Below are 15,701 nucleotides of genomic sequence, written 5' to 3' on the forward strand. Positions count from 1 at the left end.
AATGTTTACAAAGCTTAAAAATAATATCGCACAAAAAATCATTACTCTTGTCGAGAATAATGATAAAAGAAAAAAACAGGAAAAATGGAATATTTTCATGTCCAAACCTAATATAAATATTCATCCAAGTTTTTCGCCAAAAGATGCAGATATTTTTAAAGGTGAAAATAATCAAATAGGAAATATTACAATTAGTGAAAATTTTTTACTGAGAGAATACTGCAATATTGTAGTTTTTCCGAATGCTGACCTTAGAATTGGAAAAAGTGTTTTTTTCAACAATTATTGTTCTATTAATTGTTTAGATAAAATTGAAATTGGTAATGACACCATTTTTGGTGAAGGCGTAAGGCTATACGATCATAATCATCTTATTGAAAAAGGTGAAAAACTTTTTGTAGAAAAAGAAAAATATATGACGTCTCCTATTAAAATTGGTAAAAATTGCTGGATTGGAAGCAATACTGTAATATTAAAAGGGGTTACGATCGGAGACAATTCTATTATTGGAGCCGGCTGTGTAATACACAAATCTGTTCCGGAAAACACAATTATGAAAAATAGTCAAAATTTAATTTCTCAAACCCTCTAAAATGAGTACAAAAAAAATATTATTTATTTCGCACGAAGCTTCTTTATCTGGTGCTCCCATTCTTGTTTTAGATTTAATAAAAAGATTAAAAAAAGAAAAAGAAAATTATCAGATCGATATTTTATTGATCAGAGGAGGAGAATTGTATGAAGAATTTGCAAAAGTAGCTAACAATATTGTTGTTGCTCATTATCATTTACAGTCTTTTTCATTTTTAAAAAGAAATTTAAAAAGAGTTCAATCAATTGTTTTCAGAAAAAAAGAGACTCAACAAGACAAAATTGATAAAATTACCATCTCTCTTCTTGAAAACAAATACGATCTGGTATATGGAAACACAATGGAATCATTGATTTGGACGCTTCCTTTCTATAAAAAAAACATTCCTACAATTGTTGCTATTCATGAGCTTAGTTTTGGGATTGAAAGTACTTACTCTAAAGAGTTTGTTTTAGAAAACATTTCAAATATCACCCAAATTATAGCAGGTTCGCAAGCTGTTGCCGACAATCTTATCAACAAGTACAATGCAGCCCCACAAAAAGTAACAGCAATACATTCTTTCGTAGACAATGTTCTCAACCTCCAGAAGGATAAAGAATTATTGAAAAAGGAATTGAATATTAAAAATGAAGAATTGATCGTTGGAATTGCGAGTTCTCAGGAATTAAGAAAAGGTACGGAGATGGTTCCTGTTTTGGTTCAGAAAATAAAACAGAAAACTGATCTTAATTTTAAATTCATCAATCTTGGAGGAACATCCAAAAGTGCTGCTGTAAGATGTGCCAAACTGGATGCTGAAAAATTAGGGGTAGAAAAGGACATCATTTTTATCGATCATAATAAAACGCCAAATGATTATATAAATATTTTTGATGTTTTTCTTTTAATGTCCCGTGAAGATCCTTTCCCATTAGTTATGCTGACTGCTGCAAAACTAAAAAAACCCATCGTAGCTTTTGAAAAAAGCGGTGGTGCTGTTGAATTTCTGGAAAACAATCATGGAGTACTTGTTCCCTATCTGGATATGGATATCATGGCTGAAGAGACCGTTAAACTTATGCAGGATGCCAATCTAAGAGAAAGTTATGGTGAAAATATTTATCAGAGATTGGAAAACGAATATTCTGACAAGAAATTGGCAGGTAAAATTTTTACAATAATTGATAACTTACTTTAGGATGATCTCCATCATAATCTCATCATACCTTCCTGACTATTTTTCTGCACTTGAAAAAAATATTGCAGAAACAATTGGGGTGTCTTATGAAATCATTAAAATAGACAATCCTGGATTGATGGGAATTTGTGAAGCTTATAACAAAGGCGCGGAAAAAGCTGGTTTTGATTATTTGCTTTTCATCCATGAAGACATCTTATTTAAAAATGAAAATTGGGGGAATACACTCATAAATCATTTAAACCAGGAAAATACAGGAATTATAGGGCTTGCAGGATCATCCTACGTTCCTTCTGCTCCATCAAGCTGGACCGTTAGTGAGAAATATAATTTCGTAAATATTTTACAGGGAAATAAAGAGAATACCCTGTATTTTCCCATTCAAACAACGAAGGAAAACAGAAATAAAGTCTTTGCTGTTGACGGTGTTTTTCTTGGAATTAAAAAAGAAATATTTAATCAGTTTAAATTCAACGAAAATCTATTGAAAGGTTTCCATGGCTATGATCTTGATTTTAGTTTAAGAGTTTCTACAAAAAAACAGAATTATGTGGTTAAAGATATACTGATTCAACATTTCTCTGGTGGAAATCCGGATAAAACTTGGTTAGATGCCAATATTAAAGTAAGGGAAAGTATAGGATCTGATTTTCAAAAAGAAATCGACACCGAAGCTGAAAAGAAAATATTTCTAGGGTTTTTGCACAATTTTTTTAAATACTACCCTGTTAATAAAAAAAACCTATTTCTGACATTAAAATTTTATCCCAAAAAACTTAATTTTAATGAGCATTTGGAAATAGCAAAAAAGTATTACGGCTATATAAGATACGCTGGAAGTATCAATAAAAAACACAACTCAAAGAATTAAAATTTATCTAAAACTGTTTAATAAGATATGATCATAGGAAACGGACTTATTGCCAATTCATTAAAAAATATAGACTCAGAGGAAAATCTATTTTTCGCTTCTGGTGTTTCGAATTCTCTGGAAACAACAAGTTCAGAGTTTGAAAGAGAATTTACTCTGTTGGATAAATGTATTGAGAGTAACAGCAATCACAAATTAATTTATTTTTCTACTCTAAGCATTCATGATCAATCAAAACAAGACAGTCTTTACGTTTTACATAAAAAGGAAATTGAAAATTATATCAAAAATAAGTGTAAAAACTACCTTATTCTCAGAATTGGAAATATTGTAGGAAACGGAGGAAACCCAAATACATTATTCAATTTTCTTAAAAATCAGATTAAAAATTCACACCAGTTTACAGTTCATACAAAGGCAAGGAGACTATTGCTGGATATAGATGATATTTCTAAATTTTTAGAGTCTTACTGTCTGCATCTTCCTAATAAAGTTATTAATTTTTCTTTTCCCTATAATTTTGATTTAAAAGAAATTATAGGTGCTATTGAAAAAGAAACCCATCAAAAAGCTTATTATTCAGAAGTGAACGAAGGAGACTTTTACAGAGTAGATTTTGATAAAGAAATTCACGACTTCTTCTCAGGTATCAGTCCTGAAAGTTATCTTGAAACGTTAACCCGAAAGTATATTTAAGATGGTGGCTATTCACGTAATCATTGTTACTTATAATGCCATGAAGTGGGCAGAAAGATGTTTTTCAAGCTTAAGAACCTCTTCAGTTCCTGTAAAATGTATTGTAATAGATAACGGATCAACAGACGGCACTCAGGAATATATCAAAAAGTATTTTCCTGAAGTAGACTTCATTCAATCTCCACAAAATCTAGGTTTTGGAAAAGCGAATAATGCAGGGATAGAAAAAGCGTATAAAGAAGGAGCAGATTTTTTCTACCTGATGAATCAGGATGCATGGATTTATCCGGATAGTTTTCAAAAGCTATTGGATGTGTACAACGCATACCCCGACAAAAATCAACTGGGGATTTTAAGTCCGATACACATGGATGGCAGCGAGAAAAAGCTCGATATTTTTTTCGAACGCTACCTGGCAAGAAATACTCCGGATAACAGAATATTTTCAGACAGCTTTAACAATAGTCTTAAAGATTATTATGAAATCGATTTTGTGAATGCCGCTCACTGGCTGCTTCCCAAAGCAACCATTGAAGAAATCGGGGGCTTTAATCCTTACTTCTTCCATTATTCCGAAGATTATGAATACGTACAACGTATTTCTTTTTTCAGGAAAAAAATCATCGTATGCCCGCCCAGCAGAGTTGTACATGATGGCAAACAGGATTTCCATAAAACCAGCCACATCAATGCTCTGAGAGTACAGCGGGAACAACGCTATCTGAATCCGGCACTCCCGTTTGATTCCAAAGTACTTAACAGAGATTTCATTCCTAAAATGATAAAGCAAGCTCTCCAGCTGCAGTTTTCTGCTGCTTCCGATACTTTGAAAGAATATCAATATCTGAAGACCCGGTTTAATGAAATTATGAACGCAAGAACCATCATTAAAAATAAAGGGGCTGCATTTCTTAATTTAAAACAAGTATAATTCAGAATAAATCTAAACCCAACATTAAAAATGAATAGAATTCGTCTTATCAACAGTATCATCCAGAAAGCTAATTTTAAAAAATATCTTGAAATTGGTACCCGAAGTGGCACATCGCTATATGCCATAAGCTGTAAAAACAAAATTGCAATAGACCCCAACTTCATAATACCCAAAATGGAAAAACTCAAAAGAAGAGTCTTTGACATTAAAAATAATAGAAAAACGCATTATTTTGAAATGACCAGTGATGATTTTTTTGAGCAAAAAAAGGAGTTTCTTAAAAATTTCGGCAGTATTGAAATATCTCTGGTTGATGGTATGCATACGTACCACCAGGCACTTAAAGATGTTCTGAATATCCTCCCTTTCATGGATGAAAAATCAATTATTGTCATGCATGACTGTTTTCCTGTGAGTGAGCCAGCCTCAACAGCGTACAACTCAGAAGAATTTTTTACGAAAGAAAAACATCCGGAATGGACTGGTGAGTGGAACGGTGATACCTGGAAATCTATCCTTTATCTGCTAAAAAAATATCCGAACGATCTTGAGGTTTTTGTTATTGACACAGATTATGGTCTCGGAATTATTCAGAAAAAACATAATCTTCCTATGAATTTTGAGCTGGATACTGAATTTTTCAGGCAGTTTATTTCCTACACGTTTCAGGATCTCAAAAAGAATCCTCAAGAATTGATCAATTTAAAATCGAAAGATATTATTCCATCCCTCCTTAACAGATTTCACTATTAGCAATGGAACCTAAAATATCGGTCATCATGCTCACCTATAATCACGCCCCCTATTTAAAGGAGGCTATTGAAGGTGTTCTATCCCAAAAAACAGACTTTCCGTTTGAGTTGATTATTTGCAATGATAATTCACCGGATGATTCTGACATTATTATTTCAGAATTTGCAACGCAATATCCGGATATCATCCGATATTTTAATCATAAGACTAATATCGGTTTTGTTGAAAACCAAAGATTTGCATTCGCACAGGCTCAAGGAAAATACTTAGCCTACTGTGAAGGGGATGATTACTGGACTGACCCGCAAAAGCTACAGTTTCAGTATGATTTCCTTGAGAACAATTCAGAATATGTCATGGTGACCGCCAGAAATTTACTGTTCCATCAGGATGAAAATAAACTGACAGAAGATGGAAAAGACTCCATGTTCAACGGACAGAAATATATTGATTATACACAGGACAGCTTTTTTGTACAGCGCCCTACCCAAACTTTTACTTATCTGATCAGAAAAGACTGCATTGATGAGAAGTGGATTGACATTTATCCCAATTACAGGGATCTTTACTATTTTTATCATGCCCTTGAATTTGGAAAAGGCAGAAGCTTTAATAAAGTAGTGGGAGTTTACCGGCTTCATAGCGGTGGCGTTTACAGCTCATTAGAAACAGAAAAACAATACCGAACTTCTATTGATATCTTTAAAAATATTAAGAGGATTAATAATGATCAGAGAGCAGACCAGCAGATAGTAAAAACCCTGGATCAGCTCATCAATAAATATTATTACGAAAAGGAGTTTGTTTCTCCTGTATGGAACAGAAAGCTTTATGCAGCCATCTTTGAACGCTTTTCCATTTCCAAAAATATCGGAACGGGAATAAGCCAGCTACTAAAAATTATAAAATATACTTTCACCAGATAATCAATATCTACAATGGCTGATATTGATGAATATCCGTCAAAAATAAAATCATAGTTATCAGACCCTTGTACACAGATGATTCAGAACATAGCCGATTCAAATAGTTTGAGTCGACAGCTGATCTAAACCGATCGAACTTTCCTTAATTTATTGTAATTTAGCTTTACAAAATGATAAAATTAATGATGAAAAATAAAAGCATATGTGCGGAATAGCAGGAATTATAAGCAATAATGCAGCAAATTATCAGGAGGAAATCAAAAAAATGACAGACTCTCTGATTCATCGTGGACCCGATTCTTCAGACTTTGAATTCTATGATAATGCAATATTAGGCCACCGCAGACTTTCCATTATAGACTTGTCCGAAAATGGGAAGCAGCCAATGTTCTCCAATACAAAAAATGAATGTATTGTCCTTAATGGTGAAATCTATGGATACCAGGATATTAAGAGACAATATGCAGAATATCCTTACCATGGAGGTTCCGACACGGAAGTCATTCTTGCGATGTATCAGAAAAAGCAGCAGAACCTCATCCATGATCTTCCGGGAATGTTTGCTTTTGCCATCTGGGATGACCGTGAACAGCAATTGTTCTGTGCAAGAGACCGTTTTGGTGAAAAGCCATTTTACTATGCCATCGGAAATAATAATGAATTTATTTTTGCTTCAGAGATCAAAGCGATTCTTGCATCCGGATTGATCCATCCTAAGGTAAATCCTGAAGCCATTTCCAACTATCTCCAATATGGGTATGTAAGCACCTATCAGAGCATTTATAGCAATATATATACTTTACCGCCCGCTCATCAGCTGATCTGGAAAGAGGGAAAGGTCATTGTTTCACGGTATTACAACCTGCCGTCAAAAGATAGGGTGATCAGCCTCTCCGATGCTAAGGAGGAGTTTCGGTACCTTCTGAAAAATGCTGTTAAAAAACAACTTATTGCGGATGTGCAGGTTGGTAGTTTTCTGAGTGGCGGCCTGGATTCTTCATCTATAGTTGCTCTTGTGGATGAGTTCTTACCTCATCAGACGACAATCAGTTTCGGTTATGACCATAAAGACAGCGAGCTCAAATATGCCAAAGAAATTGCAGATAAATACAACACCAATCATATAGAAGTTCATGAGCAAAAAAAAGATCTGGCTGAATCATTACTGCATGTTTCTCCTTTCTTTGACGAACCTTTTGCTGATACCTCTTACCTTCCGCATTATGAGATCTGTAAAAATGCAAGAAAAAATCTGACTGTAGCCCTTTCAGGTGATGTTGGAGACGAGCTGTTTGGCGGATATCATTTTTATACGGTAGAAAATATGATGAAAAATCATTTCAGTTATAAAAATCTAATCGCCAGATTCGGACTTAACCTTTACAAAAAAGCAAAGACGGTTTCGTTCGTAACCCAACAGAATTTAAAGTACGACTCCATTCTGGATTTTCATCTGAATTCCGTCAGAAATGTTTTTAATAAATCGGAACGTGCCCTTTTGGGATGTTCACAGGATTATCAGCAGGGATACAGCTTTACTCCGAATCATGATTCGTTGAATGACATTATGAGAGTAGATCTGGAAAATTATGTCCCTGGAAATATGATGGTCAAATCAGACAGAATGGCGATGGCTAATTCATTGGAAGTAAGAACTCCTTTTCTTGATATTGATTTTGCAGAATTCTGTATTCAGCTTCCTGATCAGCTGAAAATCACCAGTGAAAATGATAAAATTATCCTTCGTGAATCCATGAATAATTATTGGACAGATACAATCAGAAAACGTCACAAACAAGGTTTCGGACACAGCGTTAAGAACTGGTTTAATGAAGAAAACCTTATTAAGCTCTCCGACGATCTTCTAAGAGATTCGTCTCAAAAGGTTTTTAACTATATTGATTTTGATACTACCCAAAAATTTCTGAACAAAGACCATAAGCACTGGAATTTATTGCAGCTTGCTCTTTGGGCCCATAATAATAAATATGTTCTCTGATGCTTGATATTTCTGTCATTATCCCTGTATATAATGCTGCTGATTTTCTAAAAAAATCAGTACAGTCAGCCCTGCAATTTGAAGAAGTGAAAGAAGTTATTTTAGTTGAAGATAAATCTTCTGATCATTCATTGGAAATTTGCAAAGAATTAGCTGGCGAAGATAGAAGAATTCATTTGCTCCAGCACCCTGACAAAGGAAACCATGGTGCTGCTGCTTCAAGAAATCTGGGTATTGAAAAAGCCGCCTCAAGTTTCATTACATTCCTGGATGCTGATGATTATTATCTTCCCAATAGATTTGATGCGGAGAAAGAGCTTTTTAAAGAGCCGCAGGTAGACGGGATCTTCAATGCCATAGGGGTTGAATATCTCACTGAAAAAGGGAAAAAGGAATTTCAGTCTAAATTCAGTGACAATACATTGACAACAGTAAACTATCCGGCAGAAGGAAAAGAAGTATTCAGAGGGCTTCTCGGGCTTACACCGAAAACTTTCGGTACATTCTTTCATTTGAATGGACTAACCGTCAGAAAATCTGCCCTGGATCAGAATAAGCTAAGGTTTAATAATATTCTCCGCGTACATCAGGATTCTGATTTTATCATTAAACTGGCTTATCACTGCTATCTGAAATCGGGTAATATAGACCAGGCTGTTGCGATAAGGGGAATACATGATGATAACAGAATTACTAAGATTATCCGATACTCGCCACAGTATAACAGCAGACAATTCCTTTTCTGGAATTCCTTATACGAGTGGTCCCGATCTGTGCCCCTGGATAAAGATGCTGCAAATCAACTTTATTTACGGAAAAAAGCATTTGAACTTTCGGAGAAAAAAGGAATTTCCAAAATGATGAGTCTATTGGCTGCTATTCTAAAAAATCCAGATATTCTGAAAACGCAATACCGCTTTACGTACATGCGCTCATGAAGTTTAATAACCTGCAGAAATATTTTTCATAAAATTCAAAGCAGAAGGATATTCAATATTCCTTTTATATTTAAAATACTTGTGGTGACCGCATTTCTAAATAATTTTGCAGAAAAAAGATAATCCATTACTAAAAATAAAATTAAAAGCTTAAATTCTCCTGGTAAGAAGATAACGCATAAACACAATATAATTTCTAATTGAAAAATGAAAATCTCAGTCATCATTCCCGTTTATAATGCAGAAAAATATGTCTCCCAAGCAGTAGAATCTGCGCTTCAATTTGATGAAGTTCATGAGGTTATTCTAGTGGAAGACAAGTCTCCTGACAACGCTTTGAAGGTCTGTCAGCAACTCGCTGAAAAATACAGCAGAGTTCAGCTTTATCAGCACCCCGACAAAGGCAATCATGGTGCAGGCCCTACCAGAAATCTTGGGATAGAAAAGGCTACCGGTGATTTCATTGCCTTTCTGGATGCTGATGACTATTACCTTCCCAACAGATTTGATGCTGAAAGGGAATTATTTAAAAATCCCGAAGTAGAAGGCGTTTATGGTGCATTGGGTGTACATTATTACTCGGAAAAGGCAAAAGAACAGTATTATAGAATTTTTCAGGATCGCTTAACTACGGTGTACAAAATTCATGAGCCTAAAGAGGTATTTCCGGGACAAATGAATATGTTGGGCAGCTTTGGTTTATTTAGTATTGATACTTTGACGATCAGGAAAGAATCTTTACTTCGCAAGATGAATCCTTTATTCAAAACAAGTTTAAGATTGCATCAGGATACTGAATTTTTATTCCGTTTATCCTATTATCTTGATCTTTATCCGGGTATTTTAGACAAAGCGGTTGCAGTAAGAGGTGTGCATGAAGACAACAGGATCACAAAGGTAGATTCTAAGAAAATAAAACCTGCTACAACAAGAGTTTTGCTTTGGAAAGAGGTGAAAGACTGGTCGGAAAACGAAAGTACGATTCCCGCCCATATGAAACTTCATATTAAAAGAATGCACCGTAGTTTTGAAATTGCCAATGCTCCCCTCCTCAAAAAGTGGAATATGATTTTAAAGTATCTTGTCACAGATTATCCAAGCATCCGTTCCGGCTTGTATAATATTAATTTCAGGAAATACTTATTCTGATCCGGATCTGGGAGATTCTACTGCGCTACATTCAGGACATTGTACTTATCTTTTTGTTTTAGACAGAATAGAATCCGCTATTTGTGAGGTAAATACTTTTCCGGATTCTTTATACATATGATTTCCATCTGTATATTGATATTCCCTGGCTTTGGAAGAGAAATCAAAGAAATAAACGCCATATTTTTTAGAGATATCTTTCATTTTTTCATTAAAATTGGGTGAATAAGACTGTTCCAGTGCTACAATTTTTTCTGAAGCAGGAATTCTTACCAGATAAACAGTTCCCTTACTTTTAAGAAATTTGATAATATCTTCTAAGGCATTAATCCTGGCTTGGGAAATATTCTGTTTCTGAGCTAATTGTTTGTAGAAATTTACTTTCTCAATTTCCCTTTTCGCTACAGAATCTTTCTGCATGTTTACCGTTACTTCCATCCAACCATCTTTATGCAGATAGGTGCTTGATCTCCCTGCTTCTTCTCTCTCCGTGTAAATCTTAAACCAACTCCGAACGTAATTTCTCAGCAGATATTCATAATTCGGGGAGAGATCATAAAAATACATATTCTTTAACGGAGAATGATTTTCCGGAAAGTCTTCTTCTTTTTTCACATTCTTATCTAAGGATAGGTTCCATGGATCTACGGTGATAACAAATAATCCATTTCGAGTTTCAGGGTCCAGTTTTCTTTGTAACGCCTTATAATAGATTGCTCCGTACGGAGACTGAACAACGTTCAATGCAAAATTATCAAAGTCTCTTCCCAGTTTTTGATTTAAAAGCCGGGGAAGAACAGACTGAGCTCCTCTTGAATCTCCCAGAATAATATTCTGTGGTTTTTTTACTGCGAAATGCATATAATTATTATCTGTATTTCCATCCGCAAACCACCCCAAAACTCCGAATACGAGCAGAATTCCGATGATATAAAATGATATTTTAAATAAAAATTTTTTCATATTAAAACTGAAAATAAATAAATTCATTATTCCCGAAATTGGCATACCGGAGAATGATATAGATGATGATTCCGTAAAGAATACGGCGTACCCAAGGATTGAATCTTCTTATCTGAAGCCCGTGGAATTGTTCCCTGTTAATCCATTCTATAATCAGCATACAGGCAGTCAAAGCAAAAACTTTCACCGGCATCTGAGCCGGAAAGGAGAACAGTTCCAGGCTGAAGATACGTTTAATATACTCAAATGCCTGAAGTACAGATTCTGACCTGAAAAATATCCAGGCGATACAGGTAGCAGAAAAGGTAATCAGTATCTGCAGGATTTCCTTAAAAGATGGAAACCATTTTCCCTGCGCTGCAACTTCTATATTGGTTCTGTTTTTCTCCATAATCAGCAGTGGCATAAAGAATAAGGCATTAAGGCCGCCCCAGATTATAAACGTCCAGTTGGCACCATGCCAGAATCCGGAGACAAGAAAAATGATAAAGGTATTTCTTATTTTCATGCCCAGTCCTCCTTTACTACCCCCTAATGGAATATAAAGATAATCCCTGAACCAGGAAGACAATGAAATATGCCATCTTCTCCAAAACTCAGCAATATCCCTTGAGAAATAAGGGAAAGCAAAATTCTTGAGAAGTTCTATTCCAAACAGTCTTGAAACCCCTAACGCAATATCTGAATACCCTGAAAAATCTCCATAAATCTGGAAAGCAAACAAAACAGCTCCGATTAAAAGATTGGCAGGACTTTCGGTTTGATAATGGGTAAAAATCTCGTTCACTAATGGTGCACAATTATCAGCAATCACCATTTTTTTGAAGAAACCCCAAAGAATCTGACGCATCCCGTCTGCGGCCTGCTCGTAGCTGAATGTTCTTTTTTTCTGAATCTGGGGCAGCAGATGAGTTGCCCTTTCTATAGGTCCTGCCACCAGTAAGGGAAAATAACTTACAAAAACTGCATAGTCAATAAAACTGCGTTCAGCACGGATCCTCTTCTTATAAACATCAATTACATAAGAGAGCCCGTGAAAAGTGTAAAATGAAATCCCCACCGGCAGAATCACATTCAGCAGCCAGATATTCACCTTAAATCCCATACCACCGAGGAGGTCTGCAAAACTTTCAATAAAAAAATTATAGTATTTAAAAAAGCCCAGAAATCCCAGGTTGATCACAATACTTAAAGTAAGCCAGAATTTTGCTTCACGTTTATTCCTGCTATTTTCGATCTTAATACCTGAAAAATAATCCAAACCAATGGAAAACATCAGTAAAAACAAAAATCTCCAATCCCAGCACGCATAGAAATAAAAGCTTGCCAATAGCAAAAGCTTATTTTGATTCTGATATTTCTTATTAAAAACAAACCAGTATAAACAGAATACTATAGGTAAAAAAATAAGAAATCCTATTGAATTGAATAACATAATGTGTTTTTAAAAGTTATGAGATACAGGCTCCTGAAACTATGGATTTCTTCCGGAAATAAATATACATTTCTTTTTCATATAGCTGCCTGACGGTTTTTAGAGAAATACACTTATTTCTACTTGTCCGGAAAATATACGGAATGGTAAATTTTGATTTCATAATTGTGTGTAGGTATATTGATGTAAATTAGTATATTTTTATCTTATTCGTATCTTTTTCAAAGAATTTCTCAAAGGTTTTTCAATAAACTGATAAAACAAAACCGAAGTACAGGTTAAAACAATAATATAGATCCCAAATACCTTATCGATACCTATGTTACGGCCGCTCCATTGTATGGCTTCCCTCAGTATATATAATACAGGAATATGGGTAATATAAACGGCATAACTCGCTTCTCCCAGATATTCAAGTTGTTTTAAAGAAAACAATCTGGTAATCAATCCATTATTTTTAGATATAAGAACAATAAAAGGGATAAACAATATAGCCATTAAGCCATTGTGAAAGAAAAGAGGAATAAAAATAAGTGACAATATGATAAGGATAAAAATGATCATCACAGGTACATCATAATTCTTACGCTGATGATGATTCACAAAAAATATTCCCGCCAGATTTCCTGCTAAAAATTCGTTGATATGCATTAAAGGAAAATAGTAAAGCAGTTCATGGCTTTGTGTATGCGGGCCTTCATAATAAGATGATTCCACATACAGCCCCGAAAATATCTGTGTTATAATCCATAGCATGACGGTAATTACCCAAATACTTTTATTCCCTTTGACATAGAAATAATTATAAAGGACAGGAAAAATCAAATAGAATAAAAATTCTACAGAAATAGACCAACCTGGAAAATTCAGGATCATTGCTTCTCCCGGAATCCAGCTCTGAAGACCAAACAGATATAAAAAAAGTTTATAAAAGCTGAAATTGGAATACCTTGTTACCAGATAAAGCAAAAGACCCAATACATAAAGCGGATAAATTCTTGCGAACCTGTTTTTGTAATAATCGAAATAATCTATCCTTTCTTTCTTATGATAGGCTACCACCATGATAAATCCCGAAAGTATAAAGAAATAACTTACTCCAACATTTGCCTTCAGAAAAACATTTGAAATGTAATCTATATTGTAGAGGAACATATCTTTGTTAAAATGGGCAATGACAATTGCCATTGCCGCAATAAACCGCGTAAATGTAATCTGAGGTATTTTCATAAGAACGGTCTAAACAGTCATATTATAAGTATATTTAAACTTTCCATGATCCAGAATTAAATGATTTCCAACAACAGATTTATGCGGTTTACTTGATAAAAATTCCGATGTATTTTCCCTCGTATTCTACTACTGTTGTTTCTATATTCTTCTTGTCACAGAAATCCTGATAGGCAGAATTATCACCAATATCATCACTGATAAAAACCCCGCCTTTTTTTAAATGCGCATAAAGTTCATCATAGGCCCACATTCTCCCGTCATAACTTTTATCGGAATCATAGTGAAGAACATCAAATACAGCATTTTCAGTAAAAATCTTAGGAAGCGATTCTCTATCAGCAAAACGGAAGAGCTTCCAGTTGCTTTTCAGGTTTTCAGGAACTACACATCCTACATACTGATCCCCATCCAGAGCCAGATAAGGCATATCTGAACTATAAAGTGTGCCGCCTCTCTTTGTAAGAGATAAGAGAGATGCCAATGAAGACCATCCGTAGGCAACGCCTGTCTCCACCACATTCTGTGCATGGGTAAATTCGCAGGCATAGTAAATAATTTCCAGCGCTCCCGCCCCTCCCATTTTCACAGGGCAATTTTTTTCTTTCTGTGCAGCTTCGTCTAAAACCACCTGATATTCATTACGGAACGCCTTGATTTCAAGTCCGAAAAGCTTGGAAACCGCATCTTCCTGTGAAATGCATCTTCCTGCAGCCCAGGAGTTTGTTTTATCCTTCCCTTTAAAGGCATTTCCTCGACTGACTGTATTTTTAATAATTTTCCGGCATAATTCAGGATAAAGATCGGGTCGTCTTAAAAACCCTATAAAAGTTTTGAGAACTCTACCTATTTCAATCACTGTGTTGTTTTTATTGAGGCAAAAATAAAGTTTTTTTTTTATTTTCATTGTAAAACCTACCACGTTGTCACAATTAGGCAGCATACCTTGTACAGACAGACTGATAAACCTTTCTTAATATTAATTTCAAAGTCTAAAATTTTGCTATATTTACAGCATACACAACGAAAAAAATTTAAAACATGTCTGAAAATCCTTTTGAGCTTACCGGAAGTAAATTATTCTTTGATAAAAATCGTTAAACGTATACCAATTCAGCAACTCAAATGAGTTACTATAGAATAATCTGCTCAATTTAAATTACCTAAGATGAAATTTTCAATATTAGTTGCCCACTTCAATAATGCAGTCTATTTCAAAGATTGTTATGAAAGTATTATTCAACAGACATACACCGATTGGGAAGTTATTATTGTAGATGACTGCTCAGAGAAGCAGGAAAAAGATGCCTTAAGGGAACTTATCCGCAACGATAAGCGTTTTTTTTTATATGAAAATGAAAAGAACCGGGGGGTAGGATATACCAAGAACAAATGTATAAAACTTGCAACCGGTGATCTATGCGGCTTTGTAGACCCTGATGATGCACTTACCCATGATGCCCTCGAAAAAAGCATAAAAGCCTATTCAAATCAGAATATTATAGGAACTTATTCAAGATTTTATATATGTGATGAGCATCTGACTGTCAAGAAGTTGTTTCCCCACTCGGGAAGAATAAAGAACGGAAGCAAATTTTTTTTTAATATCAATTTTGAAATCGCCCATTTTTTTACTTTTAAAAGAGATCAATTTATCAATTGGAATACGATTGATGAAAGTCTGTCCTCTTCTGTAGACCAGGATCTTTACCTGAAACTTTATGAAAGGGGCGAACTTGTCTTTATCAATAAAAGCCTGTATTTATATAGAATCCATTCACAGGGGGTTTCTCAAAATAAAGGTAAAAAAGAAAAGCTTTACAGGAACTGGCATCAGGTATTATATAACACCCTTACAAGAAGAGGAATTAAAGTTCTTTATAACACAGATATTCAACAGATTTCGAGACTTCCCGATTTTATTTTTAAAAAGCAAAATACATTAATATCCAGGTTTTTTAGAAAAATAACCAGAACAATAGATAACTTTTATAGGGAAGTATAATGCATTACCCTCTGTTTGTTTTAATCCGGA

15 protein-coding genes are annotated in these 15,701 nt (G+C 34.6%); 11 read left to right on the forward strand and 4 right to left on the reverse strand.

Annotation, left to right across the window (positions count from 1 at the left end; translation table 11 throughout):
• Position 1: 1 nt before the first annotated feature.
• The 10 genes from AB1278_RS22080 to AB1278_RS22125 all read left to right on the forward strand — a co-directional run bounded on the left by AB1278_RS22080 (position 2) and on the right by AB1278_RS22125 (position 10,038).
• Complete coding sequence (locus tag AB1278_RS22080; RefSeq protein WP_202841663.1) at positions 2–592, forward strand: acyltransferase; 591 nt, start codon at positions 2–4, stop codon at positions 590–592.
• A 1-nt stretch (position 593) separates the two neighbouring features.
• On the forward strand, positions 594–1,772 hold the full coding sequence (locus tag AB1278_RS22085; RefSeq protein ID WP_429817050.1) for a glycosyltransferase family 4 protein: 1,179 nt from the start codon (positions 594–596) through the stop codon (positions 1,770–1,772).
• 1 nt (position 1,773) lies between these two features.
• Positions 1,774–2,643 carry a glycosyltransferase gene (locus AB1278_RS22090; protein WP_429817053.1) on the forward strand — a complete coding sequence of 290 codons (870 nt, stop codon included), beginning with the start codon at positions 1,774–1,776 and terminating at the stop codon, positions 2,641–2,643.
• Positions 2,644–2,670: 27 nt separating this feature from the next.
• Positions 2,671–3,339, forward strand: a complete 669-nt coding sequence (locus tag AB1278_RS22095) for a hypothetical protein (RefSeq protein WP_202841667.1) — start codon at positions 2,671–2,673, stop codon at positions 3,337–3,339.
• Between the two features lies 1 nt (position 3,340).
• Positions 3,341–4,270, forward strand: coding sequence for a glycosyltransferase family 2 protein (locus tag AB1278_RS22100; RefSeq protein ID WP_343639665.1), 930 nt, complete (start codon positions 3,341–3,343; stop codon positions 4,268–4,270).
• 30 nt (positions 4,271–4,300) lie between these two features.
• Entirely contained in the window at positions 4,301–5,026 is a 726-nt protein-coding gene (locus AB1278_RS22105) for a class I SAM-dependent methyltransferase (RefSeq protein WP_110008457.1), read from the forward strand.
• Between the two features lie 2 nt (positions 5,027–5,028).
• Positions 5,029–5,952 carry a glycosyltransferase family 2 protein gene (locus AB1278_RS22110; RefSeq protein ID WP_262896830.1) on the forward strand — a complete coding sequence of 308 codons (924 nt, stop codon included), beginning with the start codon at positions 5,029–5,031 and terminating at the stop codon, positions 5,950–5,952.
• A gap of 202 nt (positions 5,953–6,154) precedes the next feature.
• Positions 6,155–7,951, forward strand: a complete 1,797-nt coding sequence (gene asnB / locus AB1278_RS22115) for an asparagine synthase (glutamine-hydrolyzing) (protein ID WP_202841670.1) — start codon at positions 6,155–6,157, stop codon at positions 7,949–7,951.
• Complete coding sequence (locus AB1278_RS22120; RefSeq protein ID WP_395972288.1) at positions 7,951–8,889, forward strand: glycosyltransferase family 2 protein; 939 nt, start codon at positions 7,951–7,953, stop codon at positions 8,887–8,889. Before asnB ends, AB1278_RS22120 begins: the two co-directional genes overlap by 1 nt.
• A 207-nt stretch (positions 8,890–9,096) precedes the next feature.
• On the forward strand, positions 9,097–10,038 hold the full coding sequence (locus AB1278_RS22125) for a glycosyltransferase family 2 protein (RefSeq protein WP_202841674.1): 942 nt from the start codon (positions 9,097–9,099) through the stop codon (positions 10,036–10,038).
• A gap of 45 nt (positions 10,039–10,083) precedes the next feature.
• Here AB1278_RS22125 and AB1278_RS22130 read toward each other — a convergent pair whose 3' ends face one another.
• The 4 genes from AB1278_RS22130 to AB1278_RS22145 form a co-directional block, all read right to left on the reverse strand.
• Positions 10,084–11,001: a hypothetical protein gene (locus AB1278_RS22130; RefSeq protein WP_429817058.1), complete on the reverse strand. Its 918-nt coding sequence runs from the start codon at positions 10,999–11,001 to the stop codon at positions 10,084–10,086.
• Between the two features lies 1 nt (position 11,002).
• The gene (locus AB1278_RS22135; protein ID WP_202841678.1) at positions 11,003–12,436 is read right to left on the reverse strand and encodes an MBOAT family O-acyltransferase; all 1,434 of its coding nucleotides are present in this window, start codon (positions 12,434–12,436) and stop codon (positions 11,003–11,005) included.
• 201 nt (positions 12,437–12,637) lie between these two features.
• Positions 12,638–13,666 carry an acyltransferase family protein gene (locus AB1278_RS22140; RefSeq protein ID WP_343639679.1) on the reverse strand — a complete coding sequence of 343 codons (1,029 nt, stop codon included), beginning with the start codon at positions 13,664–13,666 and terminating at the stop codon, positions 12,638–12,640.
• 88 nt (positions 13,667–13,754) lie between these two features.
• Positions 13,755–14,525 carry a class I SAM-dependent methyltransferase gene (locus tag AB1278_RS22145; protein ID WP_202841681.1) on the reverse strand — a complete coding sequence of 257 codons (771 nt, stop codon included), beginning with the start codon at positions 14,523–14,525 and terminating at the stop codon, positions 13,755–13,757.
• A gap of 309 nt (positions 14,526–14,834) precedes the next feature.
• On the opposite strand from AB1278_RS22145, the gene AB1278_RS22150 reads away from it, so the two are divergent.
• Positions 14,835–15,671, forward strand: coding sequence for a glycosyltransferase family 2 protein (locus AB1278_RS22150; protein WP_202841682.1), 837 nt, complete (start codon positions 14,835–14,837; stop codon positions 15,669–15,671).
• Positions 15,672–15,701: the final 30 nt, after the last annotated feature.

Source organism: Chryseobacterium sp. NRRL B-14798, assembly GCF_050470705.1.
Lineage (GTDB): Bacteria > Bacteroidota > Bacteroidia > Flavobacteriales > Weeksellaceae > Chryseobacterium > Chryseobacterium cupriresistens.